Source organism: Brachybacterium kimchii (assembly GCF_023373525.1).
Classification (GTDB): Bacteria; Actinomycetota; Actinomycetes; order Actinomycetales; family Dermabacteraceae; genus Brachybacterium; species Brachybacterium kimchii.
This window is the reverse complement of the sequence record NZ_CP097218.1, coordinates 3327192-3348133: the sequence shown is the minus strand read 5'-3', so window position 1 is coordinate 3348133 and position 20942 is coordinate 3327192. Positions and strand designations below refer to the sequence as shown.

Annotated in this window: 18 protein-coding genes; 5 read left to right on the top strand and 13 right to left on the bottom strand. The window is 72.8% G+C overall.

The features are described from left to right. Position 1: 1 nt before the first annotated feature. From M4486_RS15230 to M4486_RS15215, 4 genes are all read right to left on the bottom strand, one after another. Complete coding sequence (locus M4486_RS15230) at positions 2-916, bottom strand: amidohydrolase family protein (RefSeq protein WP_249478132.1); 915 nt, start codon at positions 914-916, stop codon at positions 2-4. Further along, entirely contained in the window at positions 909-1898 is a 990-nt protein-coding gene (locus M4486_RS15225; RefSeq protein WP_249478131.1) for an aldo/keto reductase, read from the bottom strand. The genes M4486_RS15230 and M4486_RS15225 overlap by 8 nt, the downstream gene beginning before the upstream one ends. Then, on the bottom strand, positions 1895-3205 hold the full coding sequence (locus tag M4486_RS15220; protein WP_249478130.1) for an enolase C-terminal domain-like protein: 1311 nt from the start codon (positions 3203-3205) through the stop codon (positions 1895-1897). Before M4486_RS15220 ends, M4486_RS15225 begins: the two co-directional genes overlap by 4 nt. Before the next feature lie 139 nt (positions 3206-3344). Further along, positions 3345-4640 (bottom strand): alpha-L-fucosidase, encoded by a 1296-nt coding sequence (locus M4486_RS15215; protein WP_249478129.1) that lies wholly within the window; start codon positions 4638-4640, stop codon positions 3345-3347. Between the two features lie 346 nt (positions 4641-4986). On the opposite strand from M4486_RS15215, the gene M4486_RS15210 reads away from it, so the two are divergent. The 3 genes from M4486_RS15210 to M4486_RS15200 all read left to right on the top strand — a co-directional run bounded on the left by M4486_RS15210 (position 4987) and on the right by M4486_RS15200 (position 8509). Continuing rightward, the gene (locus tag M4486_RS15210; protein ID WP_249478128.1) at positions 4987-6519 is read left to right on the top strand and encodes a sulfatase family protein; all 1533 of its coding nucleotides are present in this window, start codon (positions 4987-4989) and stop codon (positions 6517-6519) included. A 96-nt stretch (positions 6520-6615) separates the two neighbouring features. After that, on the top strand, positions 6616-7077 hold the full coding sequence (locus M4486_RS15205) for a MarR family winged helix-turn-helix transcriptional regulator (protein ID WP_249478127.1): 462 nt from the start codon (positions 6616-6618) through the stop codon (positions 7075-7077). Positions 7078-7195: 118 nt separating this feature from the next. Continuing rightward, positions 7196-8509, top strand: coding sequence for an MFS transporter (locus M4486_RS15200; protein ID WP_249478126.1), 1314 nt, complete (start codon positions 7196-7198; stop codon positions 8507-8509). Between the two features lie 186 nt (positions 8510-8695). Here M4486_RS15200 and M4486_RS15195 read toward each other — a convergent pair whose 3' ends face one another. Beyond that, complete coding sequence (locus M4486_RS15195) at positions 8696-9484, bottom strand: hypothetical protein (RefSeq protein ID WP_249478125.1); 789 nt, start codon at positions 9482-9484, stop codon at positions 8696-8698. Between the two features lie 463 nt (positions 9485-9947). After that, positions 9948-10376, bottom strand: a complete 429-nt coding sequence (locus M4486_RS15190; RefSeq protein WP_249478124.1) for a hypothetical protein — start codon at positions 10374-10376, stop codon at positions 9948-9950. 213 nt (positions 10377-10589) lie between these two features. On the opposite strand from M4486_RS15190, the gene M4486_RS15185 reads away from it, so the two are divergent. Next, a complete protein-coding gene (locus M4486_RS15185) occupies positions 10590-11111 on the top strand; it encodes a PadR family transcriptional regulator (protein WP_249478123.1) in 522 nt (173 codons plus the stop codon). Between the two features lie 118 nt (positions 11112-11229). On the opposite strand, the gene mgtE is transcribed toward M4486_RS15185, so the two are convergent. From mgtE to M4486_RS15155, 6 genes are all read right to left on the bottom strand, one after another. Next, positions 11230-12588: a magnesium transporter gene (gene mgtE, locus M4486_RS15180; RefSeq protein ID WP_249478122.1), complete on the bottom strand. Its 1359-nt coding sequence runs from the start codon at positions 12586-12588 to the stop codon at positions 11230-11232. 68 nt (positions 12589-12656) lie between these two features. Next, positions 12657-13802 (bottom strand): sugar kinase, encoded by a 1146-nt coding sequence (locus tag M4486_RS15175; RefSeq protein ID WP_249478121.1) that lies wholly within the window; start codon positions 13800-13802, stop codon positions 12657-12659. Next, positions 13799-14521: a bifunctional 4-hydroxy-2-oxoglutarate aldolase/2-dehydro-3-deoxy-phosphogluconate aldolase gene (locus M4486_RS15170; RefSeq protein ID WP_249478120.1), complete on the bottom strand. Its 723-nt coding sequence runs from the start codon at positions 14519-14521 to the stop codon at positions 13799-13801. The genes M4486_RS15175 and M4486_RS15170 overlap by 4 nt, the downstream gene beginning before the upstream one ends. Positions 14522-14583: 62 nt before the next feature. After that, positions 14584-15822 (bottom strand): D-mannonate dehydratase ManD, encoded by a 1239-nt coding sequence (gene manD, locus M4486_RS15165; RefSeq protein ID WP_249478119.1) that lies wholly within the window; start codon positions 15820-15822, stop codon positions 14584-14586. 46 nt (positions 15823-15868) lie between these two features. Beyond that, positions 15869-17272: an MFS transporter gene (locus M4486_RS15160; RefSeq protein ID WP_249478118.1), complete on the bottom strand. Its 1404-nt coding sequence runs from the start codon at positions 17270-17272 to the stop codon at positions 15869-15871. Positions 17273-17396: 124 nt separating this feature from the next. Beyond that, complete coding sequence (locus M4486_RS15155; RefSeq protein WP_249478117.1) at positions 17397-18401, bottom strand: L-idonate 5-dehydrogenase; 1005 nt, start codon at positions 18399-18401, stop codon at positions 17397-17399. Between the two features lie 229 nt (positions 18402-18630). On the opposite strand from M4486_RS15155, the gene M4486_RS15150 reads away from it, so the two are divergent. Then, entirely contained in the window at positions 18631-19428 is a 798-nt protein-coding gene (locus M4486_RS15150) for an IclR family transcriptional regulator (protein ID WP_249478116.1), read from the top strand. Between the two features lie 16 nt (positions 19429-19444). On the opposite strand, the gene M4486_RS15145 is transcribed toward M4486_RS15150, so the two are convergent. Further along, positions 19445-20935, bottom strand: coding sequence for a mannitol dehydrogenase family protein (locus M4486_RS15145; RefSeq protein ID WP_249478115.1), 1491 nt, complete (start codon positions 20933-20935; stop codon positions 19445-19447). Positions 20936-20942 lie beyond the last annotated feature (7 nt).

The following is a 20942-nucleotide window of genomic DNA, read 5'->3' as shown; positions in this document are numbered from 1 at the left end:
CCTACCCGGTCGCCCCGGCCTCTCCGGTCACCCTGGCCCGCGTGTAGACCCGCTCCGCGGTCCCCTGCAGCACCTCACGAAGCGCCCAGTCGTCTCTTGCGAGTTGCTCGCGCACGTGCGCGAGCAGCGGGGAGAAGCCGTCGAGGGTGAAGGACGACGGGGCGATCGGCCAGTCGGAGCCGACCATCAGCCGCGCGGGCCCGAACAGCTCGAGCGCCGCGGCGACGGCCGGCGCGAACGCACCATTCCCGCTGGTCGCGAGGCCGGACAGCTTCGCGGCGGTGCGCGGCGCGGCGGCGATCCGCTCGAGCGCCGCCCTCCAGTCCCCCATCTGCTCGTCGTCGCCGAGCGGCGGTTTGCCGAGGTGGTCGAGCACCAGGGTGAGCTCGGGGTGCGCCTCGGCGAGGCGGGCCGCCTGCTCCATGTGGCGGGGGAAGGCATCGGGCACGTCGAGCGGGAGGTCGGCGTCGGCCAGGAGCTCGAGCGAGCGGCCGACGGCGGGGCGCTCGAGGAAACCCGGATCCGGCTCGTCGTGGACGAGGTGCCGGACGCCGACCAGGTGGTCGGTGACGGCGGGGTCGACGAGCGCGTCCGCGACCGCGGCGGGGTCCTCGAGCGGGAGCCAGCCGACGACATCGGCCGTGATGGCCGGACTCCGGGCCGTGATGTCCGTGCCCTCCGCCTCGATCGCGCGGGCGGTGCGCTGCAGGTGGGCGGTGTCCTCGGGGGTGTCGTCGGCCTGGACCAGGATCACGCGGGTGACGCCGAGCGCGGCCAGCCCGTCGTGCACCATCGACCACTCGCCCGTGCGCCGCAGCGCCTCGGGCGCCCCAGCGAGCCACGCGTAGGGGCTCCGCTGCAGGTCCCAGAGGTGCAGGTGGGCATCGGTGACCGCGGGGCCGGCGGGATCACGCATCGCGCGCCCCGGCGGTCCGCTCCGCCCACTCCGCCTCGAGCGCGGCGACCGCCTCCCACGCCGCCTCCGGCACGTGCTGCCCCATCCGCTCGACGTTCGAGACCACCTGCCCCGCGGTCCGCATGCCCAGCACCACCGAGGCGATCGCCGGGTGGCGCAGCGGGTACTGGACGGCCAGATCGGGCAGGGTGACGCCGTGGTCCTCGGCGAGCGCGGCCAGCGCGCGGGCGTGCGCGAGGATCTCGGCCGGCGCGGCGGCGTACTCGTAGGTGGCGCCGTCGGGGACGACGGGCCGGGAGAGCAGGCCGGAGTTGAAGACGCTCACGGCGACCACCTGCACGTCGTGCTCCAGGCATGCGTCGAGCAGCTCGCGGGCGGCGTCCTGCTCGAGCAGCGTGTACCGGCCCGAGAGCATGACGAGGTCGACGAGGCCGGTGCGCACGGCCCGAGTGCACACGGCGGCGTCCTTCGAGCCGACGCCGACCGCGCCCACGAGGCCCTCCTCGCGCATGCGGGCCAGCGCGGGCAGGCCCTCGGCGAAGGCCTGCTCCGTCGGCCCCTCCTCGGGGTCGTGCGCGTACAGGATGTCCACGCGGTCCAGGCCCAGGCGCTCGAGGGATGCCTGGTGGGAGGCGCGCACTCCGACTTCGGAGAAGTCCCAGCGGCGCACGTGGTCGTCGGGGACCCAGAAGGCGTTCGCGTGGTCGTCGCCCGTGCCGGGGCCGGGGTCGAGCAGGCGGCCCACCTTCGTGGAGACCAGGTACTCCCGGCGCGGGAGGCCGCGGAGCCTCTCGCCGAGGCGGCGCTCGCTGGTGCCGATCCCGTAGTGCGGGGCGGTGTCGAAGCACCGGATCCCCTGCTCCCAAGCGGCGGCGACCGCGCCGTCGGCCTCCTCGTCGGTGGTGACCCGGTAGAGGTTGCCGAGCTGGGCGGCGCCGAATCCGAGGCGCGGCAGCGGGAGGCGCAGGCCGGCCGCGCTCATGCGGGCTCTCCCGACCACACGATGCCGCCGGGGAACTCGTGGTCCCGGACGGATGCCTCGAGCATGCGCGCTCCGCCGCCGGGCTCCTCGGGGGCCCGGTAGGCGCCGCGCTCGACGCGCACGGGCACCTCGAAGTGCTCGTGCAGGTGGTCGACGAACTCGATGCGGCGCCGGGGGTCCTCGCCCCCGATCGCCACGGCGTCGAAGAACGCGAGGTGCTGCACCATCTCGCACAGGCCCACACCGCCCGCATGGGGGCAGACGGGCACGCCGAACTTCGCGGCGAGCAGCAGGTTCGCGACGTTCTCGCCGACCCCTGCGACACGGGTCGCGTCGAGCTGGAGGACGTCGATCGCGCCGGCCTGCAGCAGCTGCTTGAACACGATCCGGTTCGCGCCCTGCTCGCCGGTCGCGACCTTGAGCGGGGCCACGCCGCGGCGGATCGCGGCGTGGGCGAGGACGTCCCCGGGGAACGTCGGCTCCTCGATCCAGTAGGGGTCGTAGGGGGCGAGGCGGCCCAGCCACTCGATCGCCTCGGCGACGTCCCAGCGCTGGTTCGCGTCCGCCGCGATCGGGAAGCCCTCCCCCATCTCGGCGCGGGCGAGGGCGAAGCGGCGCACGTCGTCCTCGACATCGGCCCCGACCTTGAGCTTCACCATCTCGAAGCCCTCGTCCCGCGCCTCGCGCAGCAGGCGGCGCAGCTTCTCGTCGCTGTACCCGAGCCAGCCCGGGGTCGTCGTGTAGGCGGGGACGCCGTGCGCGCGCACCGCGGCGATCCGCTCCTCGCGGCCCTCGGCCCCGCGCTGCAGGATCTCCCGGGCCTCCTCGCGGGTGAGGGCGTCGGTGAGATAGCGGAAGTCGACGAGGTCGAGGATCTCCTCGGGGTCGAGCATCGCGAGGGTCAGCCAGAGCGGCCGTCCCTCGCGACGCGCGCGCAGGTCCCACAGCGCGTTGACCACGGCGCCGATCGCCATCGCCATCACGCCCGTCTCCGGCCCGAGCCACCTCAGCTGAGAGTCGCCGTCGAGCTCCTTCTGCATCCCGCCGAGGTCGGCGAGCACCTCCTCGACGTCCCGCCCGATCACGTGCGGCTCGAGTGCGCGGATCGCCGCGCTCTGCACGTCGTTGCCGCGGCCGATGGTGAACACGAGGCTCGTCCCGGCATCGGCGGGGTCCTCGGTGTCGGTGCGGATCGTGAGGTACGCGGCCGAGTAGTCGGGGTCGGGGTTCATCGCGTCCGAGCCGTCGAGGTCGCGGCTGGTGGGGAAGCGGACGTCGCGGACGTCGAAGGAGAGGAAGGTGCTCACCGGTGGTTGTCCTCGGTTCGGTCGATTCGTGGGGTGGATGCGTGGGGCGGGCGGCCGCGGGGCCGAGCGGCCGATGGGCCGGGCGGCCGACGGGCCGGGCGGCCGACGAGTCCCGGGGTCGACGGCCGCCCGGCCCGTGTCAGGCGGCGGGTGCGCTGATCGAGACGGGCGGCGCGTCCTCGCCCTCGAGGCGCACGCGCACGCCGCCCTCGGGCCAGGCCGCGTCGGGCAGCGCGCCGATGGGGACGTCGACCTCTCCCGCCGGCCCGCTGAGGAAGACGTGCACGGTGCCGTCCTTCTCCACGGCGCGCGCCCAGGTCACGCCGGGGATCTCGAGCGCGCCGAGGCCGGTGGAGCCCGCGAGGTGCGCCTTGTGCTCGGCCATGAACTCCCCGAGGCCCTCGAGGACGGCGACCTGGGGTGCGGGCAGGGTGCCGTCGGCCTTCGGGCCGACGTTCAGCAGCACGCGCCCGCCCTGGGAGACGGCGTCGACGACGTGTCGGATCGCCTGCGCGACGCTGAGGTACTGCTCGGGGCCCTCGACCTGGTTGTACCCGAAGGACAGGCCGATGCCGCGGCAGTTCTCCCACGCCTCGCCCTCGGGGATCTCCCCGGCCTGGTACTCGGTGGTCACGAAGTCGTGGTGGGCATCGGAGAAGCGGTCGTTGATCAGGCCCTCCGGGCGCTGCGCGTAGAAGTGCTCGAGCAGCTCACCGAGGCCGCCGGGCCCGAAGTGGTGGTTCTCGTCGGGCCAGCCGATGTCGTTCCAGAAGACGTCGGGCGCGTAGCGGTCGATGAGGTCTCGCACGTGGGCGGAGCAGTACCGGCCGTACTCGTCGTCGAGCGGGCGGGGCATGCGCTCGGCCGCCCCCTCGAGGCCGATCGGGTCCGTCGGCCGCACGTGCCAGTCGAGGCCCCCGGAGTAGTAGACGCCGAAGCGCAGCCCGGCGCTCGTCGTCGCCGCGGCGAGCTCGCCGACGATGTCGCGGTGCGGTCCGCGGGCCACCGTGTTGCGGTCCCCCGTCTCGGGAGCGTCCCAGAGGGTGATGCCGTCGTGGTGCTTGGTGGTCGGCACGACGTAGTCGGCGCCCGCCCGGCGGAACAGGTCGACCCAGGCGGTCGCGTCGAAGTCGCTCGCGTCCCAGGCGTCGAGGAAGTCGTCGTAGGGGGCGCCGCCGAAGACCTCCTGCTGATGCCGCTGGGCGGGCGAGCCGTCGAGCCGGATCGTGTTGAAGTACCACTCGGCGTAGGGGTTGTGGGAGAACCACTCGTGGTCGTTGTCGAAGGTGCCGAGCTCCCCGATGGGCTCCGCCCAGGCCGGGACGGCGTAGGCGCCCCAGTGGATGAAGATGCCCAGCGGGGCGTCGCGGAACCAGTCGGGGTGGCGGGTGGGCAGGGCTGCCCAGCGCGGATCCTCGTGCACGACGGCGAGCATGCCGACCTTCTTCCTGTGGTGGGAGCGGGAGCTCGATCCCCTGATCCATCGGTCTCGTAGACCCCTCGACCGCACAGTTCATAGGATCTTTCCGGGTCATGCAAGCATGCCCGACCGCGGGATACCGGTCAATGCCGAACGCGCACGGCGGGTGCGACGCCACCGTGAAGTGGTAGCCGGGCAGCAATGATCGGGCACGTCCTCCGGACGGTATTCAGCGCGGAGCCGCCGGAGAGATCGGACGACTGCCTCGTGTCGAGATTCTGGAGCGGCAGGATGGCGGACTGCCGGACCTGCAATGCTGGAGCCATACGCTCGCGCACAGTCGTCACGACGAAGGAGCCCCATGTCGCCCAGCGCTCTCCCCTCCTCCACCCGCCCGAACATCGTCTTCGTCATGTCCGACGATCACGCGGCGCACGCGATCTCCGCCTACGGCAGCCGCGTGAACTCCACCCCGCACATGGACCGTCTCGCGGAGGAGGGCGCTCGGCTCGACGCCATGTACTGCACGAACTCGATCTGCACGCCGTCGCGCGCCTCGATCCTCACCGGTACCTACAGCCACATCAACGGCGCCGCGACGCTCTACACCGAGTTCGACCATCGCGTGCCCACGGTCTCGGAGGCGCTGCAGAGCGCCGGCTACGCGACAGCGCTGTTCGGGAAGTGGCACCTGGGCCATTCGCCGTCGGCCCTGCCGCGCGGATTCGACTCCTGGCGGATCCTCCCCGGCCAGGGCGAGTACTGGGATCCGCGGTTCCTCACGCCGGACGGCGAGGAGCAGTACGAGGGGTACGTGACCGACCTGCTCACGGACATGGCCCTCGAGTGGATCGACGAGGAACGGGCGCAGCGCCCGTCGGCCCCCTTCTGCCTGATGCTCCACCACAAGGCGCCGCACCGGCCGTGGATCCCGCACCCCCGGCACGCCGAGCGCTACCCCGTGGGCAGCATCCCCGAGCCCGAGACCCTCCTCGAGGACCTCTCGACCCGCTCGAAGGCGGTGCAGGGCGCGCGCATGTCGATCGCCGACGACCTCACCCGCACCGACGTCAAGGAGGACATGCCCGCCGAGCTGCGCGCCGAGGACCGACGCGAGGACCGCGCCCGCTGGAACTACCAGCGCTACCTGCGCGACTATCTGCAGACCGTCCAGGCGGTCGACGACAGCGTGGGCCGCGTGCTCGACCACCTCGAACAGCTCGGCATCGCCGAGGACACCCTGGTCGTCTACACCTCGGACCAGGGCTTCTTCCTGGGCGACCACGGCCTGTTCGACAAGCGGCTGATGTACGACGAGTCGCTACAGATGCCCATGCTCGTGCGGTGGCCCGCCGAGGTCCCGGCAGGGTCGCGCGTGACCTCGATGCTCCGCAACGTCGACGTGGCCGCCACCCTGCTCGACGTCGCCGGGATCGATCCCGAGCAGGCGATGCCCGACCAGCAGGGGCGCAGCTTCCGCCCGCTGCTGCGCGGCGAGGAGATCGAGGGCTGGCCGCGCGCCGTCTACTACCGCTACTGGGAGCACGACGACCCCGAGCACCACGCCCCGGCGCATTACGGGATCCGCACCGAGGAGTTCGCCTACATCGACTACTACGGAGCGGGCCTCGGTGCGCCCGGCGCCTCGGACCGCATCTTCGAGCGCGAGCACGAGCTCTACGACCTGCGCACCGACCCCGGCGAGCTCCACAACGTGGCCGGCGATCCCGCCTACGCCGCGATCCGGGAGGATCTCGCCGCGCAGCTCGCGCAGATGCAGGCCGAGGTCGGCGACCACCCGTACACGGGGCCCGGCAGCTGGCATCCGGACTGGAACCACGATGCCGCCTCGGCTCGCGACGCGGACGCGGAGACCCGGCCGACGGGCGACTGAGCGGGGCATCCGCCCAGCCGCCCCGGACCACCGCCGACCGTCCCGTGCGCCACAGCATGTTGCAGTAGTTCGCATTCCTAACTACATTGGGGCGACGTGCCCACCGATGACTTCCCCCAGGACCTGACGCTCGCCTGCAGCCGCTTCGTGCGGCTCGCAGCCCGCCGCGCGGACGTCGGCGTCTCCTCCGTCTCCTGGCGGGTCGTGAGCACGATCGAGCAGCGGGGGCCGCTGCGGCTCAGCGAGATCGCCGAGCGCGAGAGGGTCACCCGCCCCACGGCGACGACCGTGGCCAAGCGGCTCGAGGAGGAGGGCCTGGTCTTCCGGACCCCCGATCCCGCCGATTCGCGCTCCGTCCTCGTCGACATCACCCCTGCCGGCCGCGAGAAGCTCGCCGACTGGCGCAGCCGCATGAATCACGGCGTCGGCCCCATCCTCGACGAGCTCGGGGACGACGACCGCCGCACCCTCGCACAGGCCGCCGAGATCCTGGCGCGGATCGTGGAGACCCACGACTCCGCGCCTCCCGCGCCCGACCCCGCACCTCCCGCGACCTGACTCGTCGGCGTCGCCGTACCCTCACCCGGTGGCGCCGCCCGCACCCCGACCCGGCGGAGCCGCCCGCGCCCCGCTCCCCCGAACCCGCCCCACCGATCATGAGAAGGTCACCGATCGCATGACAGCCCCTTCCGCCACGAATCCGCACACCGCGGGCTCAGCGCCCGCCCCTGCGTCGAACGCCGCGCCGACCCTGCGCGACGCCTTCCACCAGCCCAAGGCCGTGTGGGCGATCGCCTTCGCCGCGACCGTGTCCTTCATGGGCATCGGCCTGGTGGACCCGATCCTCCCGGCGATCAGCTCCCAGCTGGACGCCTCCCCCACGCAGGCGATGCTGCTGTTCACCAGCTACCTGTTCATCACCGCGATCGCCATGTTCTTCACGAGCTGGTTCAGCTCGAAGGTGGGCGTGCGCACCACCCTGCTGATCGGCCTCGCGCTCGTGGTCGTCTTCGCGGCGCTCGCCGGCGCGTCCGGCTCGGTCAGCGAGATCATCGGCCTGCGCGCCGGCTGGGGACTGGGCAACGCCCTGTTCATCTCCACCGCGCTCGCGGCGATCGTGGGCGCCACCGCGGGCCCGTCCGGCGGCGCGATCATCCTCTACGAGACCGCGCTGGGCATCGGCATGGCGCTCGGCCCGCTGCTGGGCGGCCTGCTGGGCAGCGTCTCCTGGCGCGCCCCGTTCTTCGGCACCGCGGTGCTCATGGCCATCGGCTTCATCGCCATCACCGCCCTGCTGAAGAAGGAGGCCAAGCCGGTCCACGTCTCCCCGCTCGCCTCCCTGCGGGCGCTGGGCAACCCGGCCCTGCGCACCCTCGCGCTCGTCGCGATCTTCTACAACTTCACGTTCTTCGTGATGCTCGCCTACTCCCCGTTCCCGCTCGAGGCCGCCGCCGCGGCCCAGGGCAAGGAGTTCGGCGCCATGCAGATCGGCGGCGTCTTCTTCGGCTGGGGCGTGTGCCTCGCGATCACCTCGGTGTTCGTCGCCCCGATCCTCACCCGCAAGCTGGGCCTGATCCCCACGCTGCTGACGATCGAGGGTCTGCTGGCCGTGCTGATGCTGGGCCTCGCCCTCGCGCACGGCTCCATGATCGGCATCATCGTGCTGATCATCGTGGGCGGCCTGCTGCTGGGCGTCATGAACACGGCACTCACCGAGACCGTCATGGAGGCCACCGATCTGCCGCGCGGCGTGGCCAGCTCCGCCTACTCGGGCGTGCGCTTCCTGGGCGGCGCGATCGCCCCGGCCGTCGCCGGCCCGCTCTCCGAGGCCGTCGGCGCCGCCGCCCCGTACGTGCTGGGCGCGATCACCGTGGCGCTGAGCATGCTGATGCTCGTCATCGGCCGACGCCACCTCTCCCAGGTCGGCCAGCAGCACCACCTGACCAGCGAGCAGGAGGCCGAGGCCATCACCGCCGGCGACGAGGTGTGAGCCTCCGCCCGCTCCATCGGCCCCATCGGCCGTGAGAAGTGCGAAACGGTTGCCAAGATCGATCTTGGCAACCGTTTCGCACTTCTCACGAGTCTTCTCGGTACGCCGGGACACTCAGGAGGCCCCGCTACCTGCATGCAGCGCGGATGGAATCGAAGGTGCGCAGCAGCGAGCCGCCGGGTGGCGTCAGCCTCTCCAGCCGTGTCGGAGCAGGGCATCGGACACTCTGCTGACCGCCCGGTTGCCAGCACGGCGGAGGTCCGCGGCGACAGTGCGCACTTCGATCCATCCATGACGGAGACGCGCCTCGGTCCGGGCGATGTCGCGCTCCTGCTGTTCACGGGTCAGATGTGTTGGCCCCTCGTGCTCGGCACACACACGGAACTCGGGCCAGGAGAGGTCGGGCTCCCCCAGGCCCACCCCGCCCTGGACGATCGCGATGTTGAGCTGCGGCTCAGGAAGACCTGCGCGCACCAGGTGCAGACGCAGCAGGGTCTCGGCAGGCGAGTCGCTCCCCACGCGCGCCTGGTCCAGCGCCGCCCGCAGCGCCTCGTTGCCGCGTCGCCCCGGACGGCTCGCAACGGATCCCCGAAGCTCGTCGAGGGTCGCGTAGGGGCGGTTGCGCCCTTCGAAACGGAACCTGGGATGGCGGACGAGGTGGTCGGCCACGGAGGTCAGCTCGTCGCGATCGAGGAGCGTCGAGAGATCTCCCCACGTGCGGACTCGCGGCGTCAGTCGGACGCCTCCCGTCTCCAGCACGTCATGCGCATCGAGCGCGCCGAGCTGATGCCATCGCACGTACGGTGCGTCCCGGCGCCGCGTCCTCGCAGCGAGGTCGAGCAGCCCCGTCTCGCGAGCCAGGTGGTGGAACGGGAGGGGCATCTCGAGCAGCTCTGCCGCGGTCGGACCGCAGACGACCACATCGGACGCGTCGCTGCAGAACGCACGGGCGAGATCGAGGATCGTGGCATCCATGCCCGTTCGCGCGTAGACGCCGCGGGATAGCCGACGCACGTCCGGGGCCCTGAGTCGCTGCGCGCTGACGCCGACAGCGCGGGCCTCGGCCACCGTGAACACGGTGGCGAGGCACTGTGGCAGGGGCGACCGGCGCGGGGGCATGGCGATCAGGATGCCCGCGGGCGCGCCGCGCACCGGGAGTTATCCACAGCACCGGTCCTCCACACTGCTGGGACCAGGGAGCCGGCGGGTTCCCAGCACCGAGCAGCGGGCAAAGTCCCGTGAGAAGTACGAAACCGTTGCCATCAGCGCTGATGGCAACGGTTTCGTACTTCTCACGGGATGACCCGAGCAGGCAGCCGGGCGCACCACGCGCTCGCGCGATGCGGGCCGGTTCCCGGCGTCGCGCAGCTCACTCTTGCGCTCGTTCGCGTTAGCGATATATCGTGATGCTGTCACGACATGAACGACCGTAAGGAGATCACTCATGCGACGCCATCACGATCATCACGACCAGCATCAGGAACTCGACCCGCGCGCTCTGCGCCGGGCACTCATGCGACGCGGCGGCCAGCGCCGGCGCGCCGAGGAAGGAGGGGCCATGTACCCCGACGACATGGGCTTCGGCCCTCGCGAGCAGCGCGGCGGTCCCCGCGCGGGCCGTGGTCCGGGCGATCACCCGGGCCATCCCGGACACCCGGAGCACCCCGAGCGTCCCGAGCGTCCGGAGCGTCCGGAGCGTCCCGGACACGCTGAGCACCACGGCTTCGAACAGCACGGTCGAGGTCACGCCCATCCAGGCGCCGACGGACACGAGTTCGACGGCCGCGAGTTCGACGGGCGCGGCTTCGACGGACACGGCGTCGACGGCCCCGAGTTCGAGGGCCGCGTTCCCGGATTCGGCGGACACGGCTTCGGAGGACGCGGCGGACGCGGCTTCGGCGGACCGGGCGGTCCGGCCGGTCCCGGCGGACGCGGCTTCGGCGGCCCGGGTGCCCCCGGGTTCGGCGGACGGGGTCCCGGGGGCCCCGGCTTCGAGGACGCCGACGGCCAGGGCCGAGGCTTCGGCCCCCGCGGAGGCCGCGGTCGTGGCCGCGGACGCGGACGTCGGCCCCGCGGTGACGTGCGCACCGCCGTCCTGCTGCTGCTGAGCGAGGAGCCGATGCACGGCTACCAGCTCATGCAGACCATCGACGAGCGCACGGGCGGGACGTGGTCCGTCAGCCCGGGGGCGATCTACCCGACGCTCTCCCAGCTCGAGGACGAGGGCTTCGTCGAGATGTCGAAGGAGGGCGGCCGCAAGCTCGCCACCCTCACCGACTCCGGCAAGGCCCATGTCGAGGAGCACCAGGCCTCCTGGTCCGACCCCTTCGCGGGTGAGGACGACTCCTTCGCGCAGGGCGCGCTCGATCTTCGCAGCTCGCTGCGGGACCTCACGGGCGCCGTCCGCGAGGCCACCCGTTCGGGCGAGGCCCAGAACATGAGCCAGGTCGCCGAGGTCCTCACCGAGGCCAAGCGCTCGATCTACCGGATCCTCGCGGGCGACGTCCCGGCCGCTGCGAGCGGTGCGGACGGCACTGGGGCGGAGAGCGACGGGTCGGGCCCGTCGTCCCCGTCGGAGCAGTCCGGCGAGCAGACCGCCTGACGTCCTGACGCGCTCCGCGCGCACGGAAGCGCCCGCATCCCCACCCGGGGTGCGGGCGCTTCGTCATGCCCGCGGGCTCGCGCACTGATCCGCCCGTCGGCCGACCCGTCCCGCCCTGTCAGAGCCACAGCACCGCCGTCGCGATGGAGAAGTAGATGACCAGGCCGGTGGCGTCGCAGAAGGTCGAGATGAAGGGGTTGGAGAACACCGCCGGGTCGGCGCCGATGCGCTTGGCGATCAGCGGCATCAGTCCGCCGACGACCGCGGCCATCATGCAGATCGCCAGCAGCGTCAGGCCCATCACGATGCCGACCGGCAGCCCGTAGAAGATCCCGGCGATCACCAGCCCCAGCGTGCCGAGCACGGACCCGAGGGTCGCGCCGATCCGCAGCTCGCGCCACACCACCCGCGGCAGGTCGCGCACGCGCACCTCCCCCACGGCGAGCGCGCGGGTCACGGTGGTCGCGGCCTGGTTCCCGGTGTTGCCGCCGGTGCCCGTGAGCAGCGGGATGAACAGGGCGAGCACCACGACCTCGTCGAGGCTGGCCTCGAAGAACTCGAGCACCTGCACGGTGAGGATCGCCGAGACGGCGAGGACCACGAGCCAGACGATGCGGCTGCGCACGATCTGCAGGATCGGCGTCGCGAGGTACGCCCGCGAGAGGGGCTCCGCGCCGCCGTGGCGTGCGGAGTCCTCGGCGTCCTCCTCTTCGATGATCGCCATGGCGTCGTCGATGGTGAGGATGCCGACGAGCCGGCCCTCGCCGTCGACGATGGGCATGGCCAGCAGCTTCTCCGCGAGGAAGCGCCGCGCGACCTGCTCGCGCTCCTCGCTCGCGCGGGCGAGGACCGCGGTGTGCGCGAGGTCGTCGACGCGGGTCGTCCCGTCCTCGGCGAGGAGGCGGCGCAGGCCGACGACGCCGAGGACCTTCCTCGAACCGTCCACGACCGGCAGCAGGTAGATCGTCTCCGGCTCGTCGATGTGGGCGCGCACGTGCGCGAGGGCCTGTTCGACGCTCTGCTCGGGATGCAGCGCGATGACCTCGGGCGACATATAGCGACCGATGGCATCGCGCGGGTACCCCAGGACGGTCGTCGTCATCGCGCGCTCGTCGGCGTCGAGCCCATGCAGGAGCCGTTCGGCGACCGAGGCCGGCAGCTCGTCGAAGAGGGAGGCGCGGTCGTCCGGATCGAGGTGCTCGATGATCTGCGCGACCTGGGGGTCGCGCAGGGCGGAGATGAGCTCGGCCTGCTGATGGGGCGCGAGCTCCTCGAAGACGCGCAGGGCCTGCCCCTTGTCGAGCACGCGGAAGAGCAGGGCGGACTGCTCGGCGTCGCTCGTGCGCACGAGATAGACGAGGTCGCCGACCGGCAGGGCGTGCGCCTCGTGCGCGAGACGCTCGAGGTCGGCCTCCCCGGTCGGGTCCCTCCTCAGCAGCGCGAGCACGGAGTCCAGGGTCGCGATCGAGGAGGTCATGTCGTCATTGTGGCCGAGATCCGCGCCGCGAGGGCACACGCGGCCCCCGGGTCCGGCAGGGCCAGGGCTCAGCGCGCGACGGGGTCCGCCGTCCCGGCGGCGAGGCGGCCCAGGTCCTCGCGGTGGGCGGCGCCCTCCCAGTCCCCGGGGGTCGTGCAGATGAGCGCTCCGCATTCGTTGCCGCGCGCCAGGCGAGCGGTGAGGTCCAGGCCTTCGAGGCGGGCGCTGAGGTAGCCGGCGACGAACGCGTCGCCCGCGCCGACGGTGTCGACGACGTCGACGCTGAGGCCGGGGACCTCGGCCAGCTCCGCGTCGGGGAGCGTGTTCGCGTCTGCGCCCTTCGCCCCACCAGCGGCGAGCGCACGCGCGCCCTCGGCACCGCGCTTCTCGACCACCTCGGGGATCCCGTGGGCGTGCAGGACGCGCACCAGGGAATCGTCTCCCCCGCGCTCCGTGTCGTGCCCGAGCCCTGCATCCCCACCTCGCGCCGCGTCGCCTCGCGCATCTGCGCTCGCGCCGGCGGCCTGCGCCTCCGCCGCCAGGGCATCGGCGACCAGTGCGAGCTCGTCGGTGCCTCCGAAGACGATGTCCGCGGCGGCGGCGAGGCGCGCGAGCAGCGGGGCGGCGACCTCGCGGGGCGCGAGCGCGGAGCGCAGGTTCACGTCGAAGCTGATCAGCGTCCCCACCGCCCGGGCGCGCTCGACGAGGTCCAACACGGCCTCCCGGGCCGAGTCCGAGAGCAGCGGGGTGATGCCCGTGAGGTGGAGGATCTCGGCGCCCGCGAGCAGGTCGTCGGGCAGGCCATTCCCGTCGTCGCCCGCGAGTGCCGCGGCATCGAGGGCGGAGGCCGCCGAGCCGCTGCGGTAGTAGCGCACCGTGGTCGCGCCGCCGCTGGGGTGGGACTTGAGCATGAGGCCCGTCGGCCGGTCCGGATCGACGACCGCCCGCACCTCGACCTGCTCGGCGCGCAGCTCGCGCAGCACCCGGGTGCCCAGCTCGTCGGCCCCGACGCGGCTCACCCAGGCGACCGGGACGCCGAGGCGGCGCAGGCCGATCGCGAGGTTGCTCTCGGCGCCGCCGATGCCGATCGTCATGGTGCGCGCGTGCGCGAGGGAGCCGATGCCCTCGCTGTGCAGCAGCGCCATCGTCTCGCCGACGGTGACGACGCGCGCGCTCCCTCCCGCGCGTGGATCCTGCGTGGGCCCGACGGTCACCTGCCCGCCTCCGTGCAGACCGCGACGAACTCGCGGGCGCGGTCGGCGAGCGCGCCGAGGTCTCCGCCGCGGAAGGCGTCGCCGAGCAGCGGACCGCCCACGGAGACCGCGTCGGCCCCCGCCTCGAGCCATGCCCGGGCAGCCGCGCGGTCGACCCCGCCGGAGGGGATCACGCGCAGGTCGGGGAAGGGACCGTGCAGGTCCTTGACGTATCCGGGGCCGACGGTGCCCGCCGGGAACACCTTGACGGCGCTCGCGCCGGCCCGCCAGGAGGTGAACAGCTCCGTGGGCGTGAGGCCGCCGGGGACGATGGGCGTGCCCGCGCCGATCGAGGCCTCGATGACCGCGGGGTCGGTGACCGGGGTGACGAGGTAGGCGGCGCCGCCGTCGGCCGCGCGGCGCGCCTCCTCGGGTGTGGTGATGGTGCCGACGCCCAGGTCGGCCTCGGCCCCGAAGCGCTCGACGAGGCCGGGGAGGGCATCGAGCGTGCCGGGGGTGGTGAGGGTCAGCTCGAAGCTGCGCACCCCGGCCTCCGCGAGAGTGTCGATGACCTGCGGGTACTGGGATGCCTCGCGTCCGCGCATGACGACGACCAGCCGTGAGGCGAGGGAGCGCTCAGGCAGCGGGAGGCGGTCGACGGGGGCGGGCGGGAGGCGGTCGACGGGGGCGGGCGGGAGGCCCGCGTCGGTCGTGGCAGCGGAGGTGCGGGGGTCGGTCATGGGGTGCTCCTCGGGTCGGAGGGTCAGGGGCTCGGCGGGTCCGGCGATCGGGCGGACGTCGCTCACCAGTCGTGCACGGTGCCGTCGCGCAGGCGGTTCACGGGCAGGTAGGCCGGCTCGTAGGGGTGGGCGGCGGCGGCCTCGCGGTCCAACTCGACGCCCAGGCCGGGGGTCTCCCCCGGGTGGAGCATGCCGTCGGCGAACGTATAGGAGGTGCGGAACACCTCGAGGGTGCGCGCGGAGTGCGGCATAAACTCCTGGATGCCGAAGTTGTGGATCGCCAGCCCCAGGTGCAGGTGCGCGGCCATGCCCACCGGGGAGACGTCCGTCGGCCCGTGGAATCCGGAGCGGATGCCGTAGATCCCCGCGAAGGTCATCAGCTGGCGCAGGCCGGTCACGCCGCCCGCGTGCGTCGCGGAGGAGCGCACAAAGTCGATGAGCCGCTCGGTGATGAGGGTCTGGTAGTCGAAGACGGAGTTGAAGACCTCGCCGATCGCGAGCGGCGTCGTGGAGTGCTCGCGCACCAGGCGCAGCGCGCTCTGGTCCTCCCCGGGGGTGCAGTCCTCGAGCCAGAACGGACGGTACGGCTCGAGGTCGCTCGCCAGGCGGGCGGCCTCGATCGGCCGCATGCGGTGGTGGCCGTCGTGCAGGAGGTGCAGCTCGGGGCCGAACTCGCTGCGCACGTGCTCGAAGACCGTGGGCAGATGCCGCAGATAGGCGGCGGTGTCCCAGGTCTCCTCCTCGGGGCGGCGCGGGGCGTCGGCCGCGAGACGACCGGCGGGCTCGTACTCGTAGGCGCCGCCGGGCGCGGAGTCGTGCACCCCGTAGATCTGGCCCAGGCCCGGCACGCCGGTCTGGATGCGCACGGCCCGGAAGCCCTGCTCGACGTACCCGCGGATCGCGTCGTCCAGGTGCTCGAGGTCGGTGCCCGAGGCATGGGCGTAGGTCATGAGCCCGGTGCGGCTCGCCCCGCCCAGCAGGCGGTACAGGGGCACGCCCGCGCGCTTGGCGGCGATGTCCCACAGGGCCATGTCGATCGCGGCGACCGCGGCCATCGTCACCGGTCCGCGCCGCCAGTAGGGGCTGCGGTAGAGGTACTGCCAGGTCGACTCGATCTGCGTCTCGTCGCGCCCGATGAGGGTGGGCGCGACGTGATCGCGCAGGTAGGAGGCGACAGCGAGCTCGCGGCCGTTGAGGGTGCCGTCGCCCAGGCCCGTCACGCCGTCGTCCGTGGTGACGATCGCCGTGACGAAGTTGCGTCCCGGGCTGGTGACGTCGACGTCGATGCTGCGGATGCTCATGAGAGTCCTCTCGGATGGTCGGTGGCGGGATCGGGGCGGGGCACGGTCACATCGCCGGCTCGGGGTCGGTGAGGTCGCGGCCGGCGACCTCCTTCATCCAGATCGCGGCGAACAGCGCGCAGGCGCTGAAGAACGCGATGATCACGGCGACGGGGATCCACGAGCCGGAGGCGGCGGTGACCCAGGCGGCGGCGACCACGGGGGCGACGCCGGTGGCGATGATGGCGGCGATCTCGCGGACGACGGCCGTGGCCTGGTAGCGGTTCTTCGCGCCGAAGATCTCGGGGAGGGCGAGGTTCTCCATGGAGGCCATCGACATCACGGACACGTTGTGGATGACCACGTAGCCGACGATCACCTTCCAGGTGGTGCCGCTGGAGATCGCGAGCATGCAGGGCACGACGAGCACGAGCGCGGCCGCGCTCGTCACGCCGTACATCGTGCGCCGGCCGAAGCGGTCGCCGAGGGCGCCGACGATCGGCACGGTCGCGAAGGCCACCAGCGAGGAGATGATGACTACCTCGGTCGAGAGCTGCTTGTTCAGCATCAGCACGACGGTGATGAAGGAGATCAGGTAGGTCTGGATCATCCCGGAGTTGCCGGCCTGCCCGAAGCGCAGCAGGAACGCCACGGCCACGGACTTGAAGGTCAGGGACTTCGCCTCGACCGCGCGGACGGCCTCGGCGGGGGCGTCCCCGGCCTCGACGTCGGCCGCCGTGAGGGCCTCCCCCTCGACGACGTCCTCGCGGGCCTCGAAGACGGGGCTCTCCTTCAGGGTGAGGCGGACCCACACGGCGAACACCATCACCAGCGCGCTCGCGACGAACGGGATGCGCCATGCCCAGTCCATGAGCTGCTGCTCGGTGACGGCGACCAGCAGGATCGCCCAGATGCCGGAGGCGAACAGGGTGCCGCAGTTGGTGCCGAGGGCGACCAGCGAGGCGATCACGCCGCGGCGGCGGGCGGGCGCGTACTCGGAGAGCATGACGCCGGCGCCGGAGATCTCGGCGCCCGCGCCGAAGCCCTGGAGGAGCCGCAGGACCACCAGCAGCGCCGGAGCCAGCATGCCGACCTGCGAGTACACGGGCAGCACGCCGATCAGGGCTGTCGCCAGCCCCATGATCACGATCGTGTAGAAGAGCACCTTGCGGCGCCCGATGCGGTCGCCCATGCGCCCGAAGAACCAGGCGCCGACGGGCCGCGCGATGTATCCGACGCCGTAGGTGGCCATGGCGCCGACCACGGCCATGCCCGGGTCGTCGTTCGCGAAGAAGAGCTCGCTGAACACGAGCGCGGCGGCCAGCGAGTAGAGCTGGAAGTCCATGAACTCCAGCGCCGTGCCCAGCCAGCCGGAGACGGCCGCGCGCACCAGGTCGCCGACGCTGCGCTCAGGCTGCCCGGTCCCGGTGGGGGTCGACGGGGAGTCGTCGGTGGTGGGGGCGTGAGTCATCGTGCTCCTTCGCGCGGTGCCCGGAGGCGGAGGTGGGGTGGGGGTTCTCGGGGTGCGGGGTCAGGCCCGACGGACGCTCGGCGGCCGGGGGCGCCCGGACCTCGTCGGCCCGAGCGCTGTCGGCTCAGAGAGCGAGCAGGACCTTCGCGGACCGGGAGGCGTCGCGAGCGGTCGCGAAGGCCTCGGTCGCATCGGCCGCGGGGATCACCTGGGTGACGACCTCGCCGATCGTCGGATCCTGGACGAGCAGCGTGATCGCGTCGTCGATCTCGGTGGAGAAGCGGAAGGTGCCGCGCAGCTCCGCCTCCTTCGCGAGCAGCGGGGCGAGGTTCACGCAGATCTCGGCGTCCGGGAGGATCCCGACCTGCACGACGATGCCGCCGGGGGCGACGGCCCTCACGGCAGAGCCGAGCGAGACCGGGGCGGCCGAGCATTCGAGGACGACGGGGAAGGACCCGGGATCCACCTGCTCCTCGGTGACGAGGAAGGTGCGGGTCGCGCCGAGCGCCTGCGCGCGCTCGAGGGGCTCGGGCCGCACGTCGCCGACGACGATCTCGGAGGTGCCCGCATGGTGCAGCGCGGAGACGGCGAGCAGGCCGATCGGGCCGGCGCCGAGGACGAGGGCGGGACGTCCGGCGACGTCGCCCGCGATGTTCACGGCGTGGATGGACACGGCCAGCGGCTCGGCGAGCGCGGCCGTCTCGAGGGAGAGGCCCTCGGGCAGGACGCGCACCATGGCTCGCTCGACGACGAGCTGCTCCGCGGCGGCGCCCTGTCGGTGCGGGAACACGCCCGCGCTGCCCAGGTAGTCGCCTCCGGGCCAGAGGTGCGGACGCTCCTCGAGCCCCTCGACCGGGGCGCCGTAGCGGGCGGGGTGCACGGTCACGGGGGTGCCCGGGGCGAGCTCGCCGGAGGGGTCGAGGTCGACGGTCGCCGAGAGCTCGTGGCCGGGGACGAAGGGCTCCCGCACGAGGTTCTCGCCGTTGCGGCCGAGGTAGTAGTAGTGCAGGTCGGAGCCGCAGATGCCCACGTACTTCACGCGCAGGCGCACCTGGCCCTCGGCGGGCTCGGGGACGGGCTGATCCTCATAGCGGATGTCCTCCGCACCATGGATGACCAGGGACTTCATCGTCGTTCCTCCTCGCGCGGGATGCGCGGCGCCGGTGTCGGCGGCTTCTGTGGATCAGGTGGCGTAATCGCGTGTCGTTTTGTATTATGAAACGACAGTTCCGCAATGCGTGATCACTATAGGCCCGCCTCGCAGGTCGGGCAAGATCGCGCCCGCGCCCTGGTCATCGCCGACCACCCGCCCGCTCCCGACGTGGAGCGCGGCGTGCCCACCGATCCGAGAGGTCCCCATGCCGACAGCCCCCGGCTCCGACCCGACGTCCTCCTCCCCCGTCGGCAGCGTCGACAAGGCGCTCGTGCTGCTCGACGTGCTCGCCGAGGCGGGGCCCGACGGCCTCATGCTGCGCGAGATCGCGGAGGCGAGCGGCTTCCACAAGGCGTCCTCGCACCGCATCCTGCAGGCCCTCGCGCACCGGGGCTTCGCCGTCCAGGACCCCTCCGACCAGCGGTACCGCCTGGGCAGCGCGCCCATCGTCCTCGCCGAGCGCTACTCCCGCGGGGACCATCTGCCGGCGCTGTTCTCCCCCGTGCTGGCGAGCGTCAGCCGCAGTTCGCAGGAGCTGGTGCACCTGGGGACGATGGACGGCACGAACGTGCTCTACCTCGACAAGGTCGAGCCCGAGCGCACGCTGCGGGTGTGGTCGCGCGTGGGGAACCGGGCGCCCGCCGCGCGGACGGCCCTGGGGCGGGCGATGCTCGCCGCGCAGGGCGTCCCCGGCGCTGCCCTCGCCCCCTACGCGGAGGCGACGACCGCCGACGGCGGCCTCGTCGTGCCGCTGGACCGCCTGCAGGAGGTCGTCGACGAGGCGAGGGAGCGCGGATGGTCGGCCGAGGTCCAGGAGAACGAGCAGGGCATCGCCTGCGTGGGCGTCGCCGCGCTGCGCTTCGACGGCCGGGCCGCGGCCGTGAGCATCACCGGGCCCGCCGAGCGCATGGACGAGGAGCGGCGCGCCGAGCTCGGGGCGCTGCTGCGCGAGGAGCTCGAGAGGCTGGGCCCCAGCGGGTTCACGGTGACGGGGCGGGGCTGAGCCTGAGCAGGAGCCCTCAGCCCACCGCGTCCTTCATCGCCGCCTCGATGCCGTGGCGGGCGATCACCTCGAGCAGCCCGCCGACGCGCTCGGTGAACGCCTCCTCGCGGGGCAGGTCGTGCCCCAGGAAGCCCGCGTCGAGCACGGCGCGGGCGATCTCGCGCGGAGCGGTCGCGGAGCCGACGGCATGCAGGATGCGCTCGCGCGCGGGTTCGTCGACCGCCTCCATCTCGGGGGTGACGGCCACACCGTCGGGCTGGACGATCGTCGCGATCCACCCGGCGATGAGCAGGGCGAACACGTGCGGCATGCGCCCCTCGCGCAGGTGCTGGAGCGCGGCGACCGGGATGCGCTGCGGCAGGCGGATGGAGCCTAGCGAGGCGATGCGGGAGGTCGAGTCCGCGAGCGGCACGTTCTCCCAGCGCCGCACGAGCGAGGCGATGTACTCCTCGGGATCCAGGCCGTCGGGCAGCGGGATCGTCGGCAGGGCGTCGCGGCGGATCTGCGCGAGCACGGTGTCCTGCACGGCCGGGCGCTGCCAGGTGCCGGGGATGGTGGGGATCCCCTGCAGCACGCCCAGGTAGGCGAGGAGCGACTGCGAGGCGTTGACCAGGCGCAGCTTGACGAGCTCGTAGCGGTCCACCTGGTCGCTGATCACGGCGCCGCCCGCCTCCCAGCCGGGCCGGCCGCCGGGGTGGTCCTCCTGCATGACCCACATGGTGAACTCCTCGGTGCGCACCGGGGCCTCGTCGCGCACGCCCAGCAGGCGCTCGACGCTGCGCCGGGTGTCGTCGGTGGTCGAGGGCACGATGCGGTCGACCATCGAGTTCGGGAAGCCGGCGCGGGTGCCGGCGAAGCGCAGCACGTCCTCGTCGGCCCCGGCCTCCTGGAGGAACTGCGTGACCACGGCACGGGCCACGTCGCCGTTGCCCTGGAGGTTGTCGCAGGACTGGATCGTGAACGGCTCACCGCTCGCGGCGCGGCGCTCGATGCCCCGGGCGATCGTGCCGACGACCGTGCGCGGGGCGGCACCGGACCTGTCGCTCGCCCCTGTTCCGGCGGCGAGGTCGGCGCGGATCGCCGGGTCCTCGAGGTCCAGGCCCCGGGCGTTGGGCGACCAGCCGTAGCCGCCCTCGGAGACGGTGAGGGTGAGGATCCTGCGCGCGGGATCGGCGATCTCCGCGACCACGGCCGTGGGGTCCTCGGTGAGGATCCCGAAGCGCCGGTGCACGTCGACGACCTGCGCGCTCTCGCCCTGCGGGGACAGCTGCAGCACCGAGTAGAGGTCGTCCTGCGCGGTCATGGCGTCGACGACGCCGCGGCTGCGGTGCCCGAACGCGCTGATCCCCCAGTCCCCGCCAGCGGCCTCCATCGCCCGCGCGGTGTACACCGCGGTGTGGGCGCGATGGAAGTTCCCGAGACCCAGATGGATCATGCCCGGGGTCGGCGGGGCGGAGACCCCGATCTGCGCGAGCGGGGAGAAGGTCGACCGGTTCAGGGGTTCCATGGCCCCA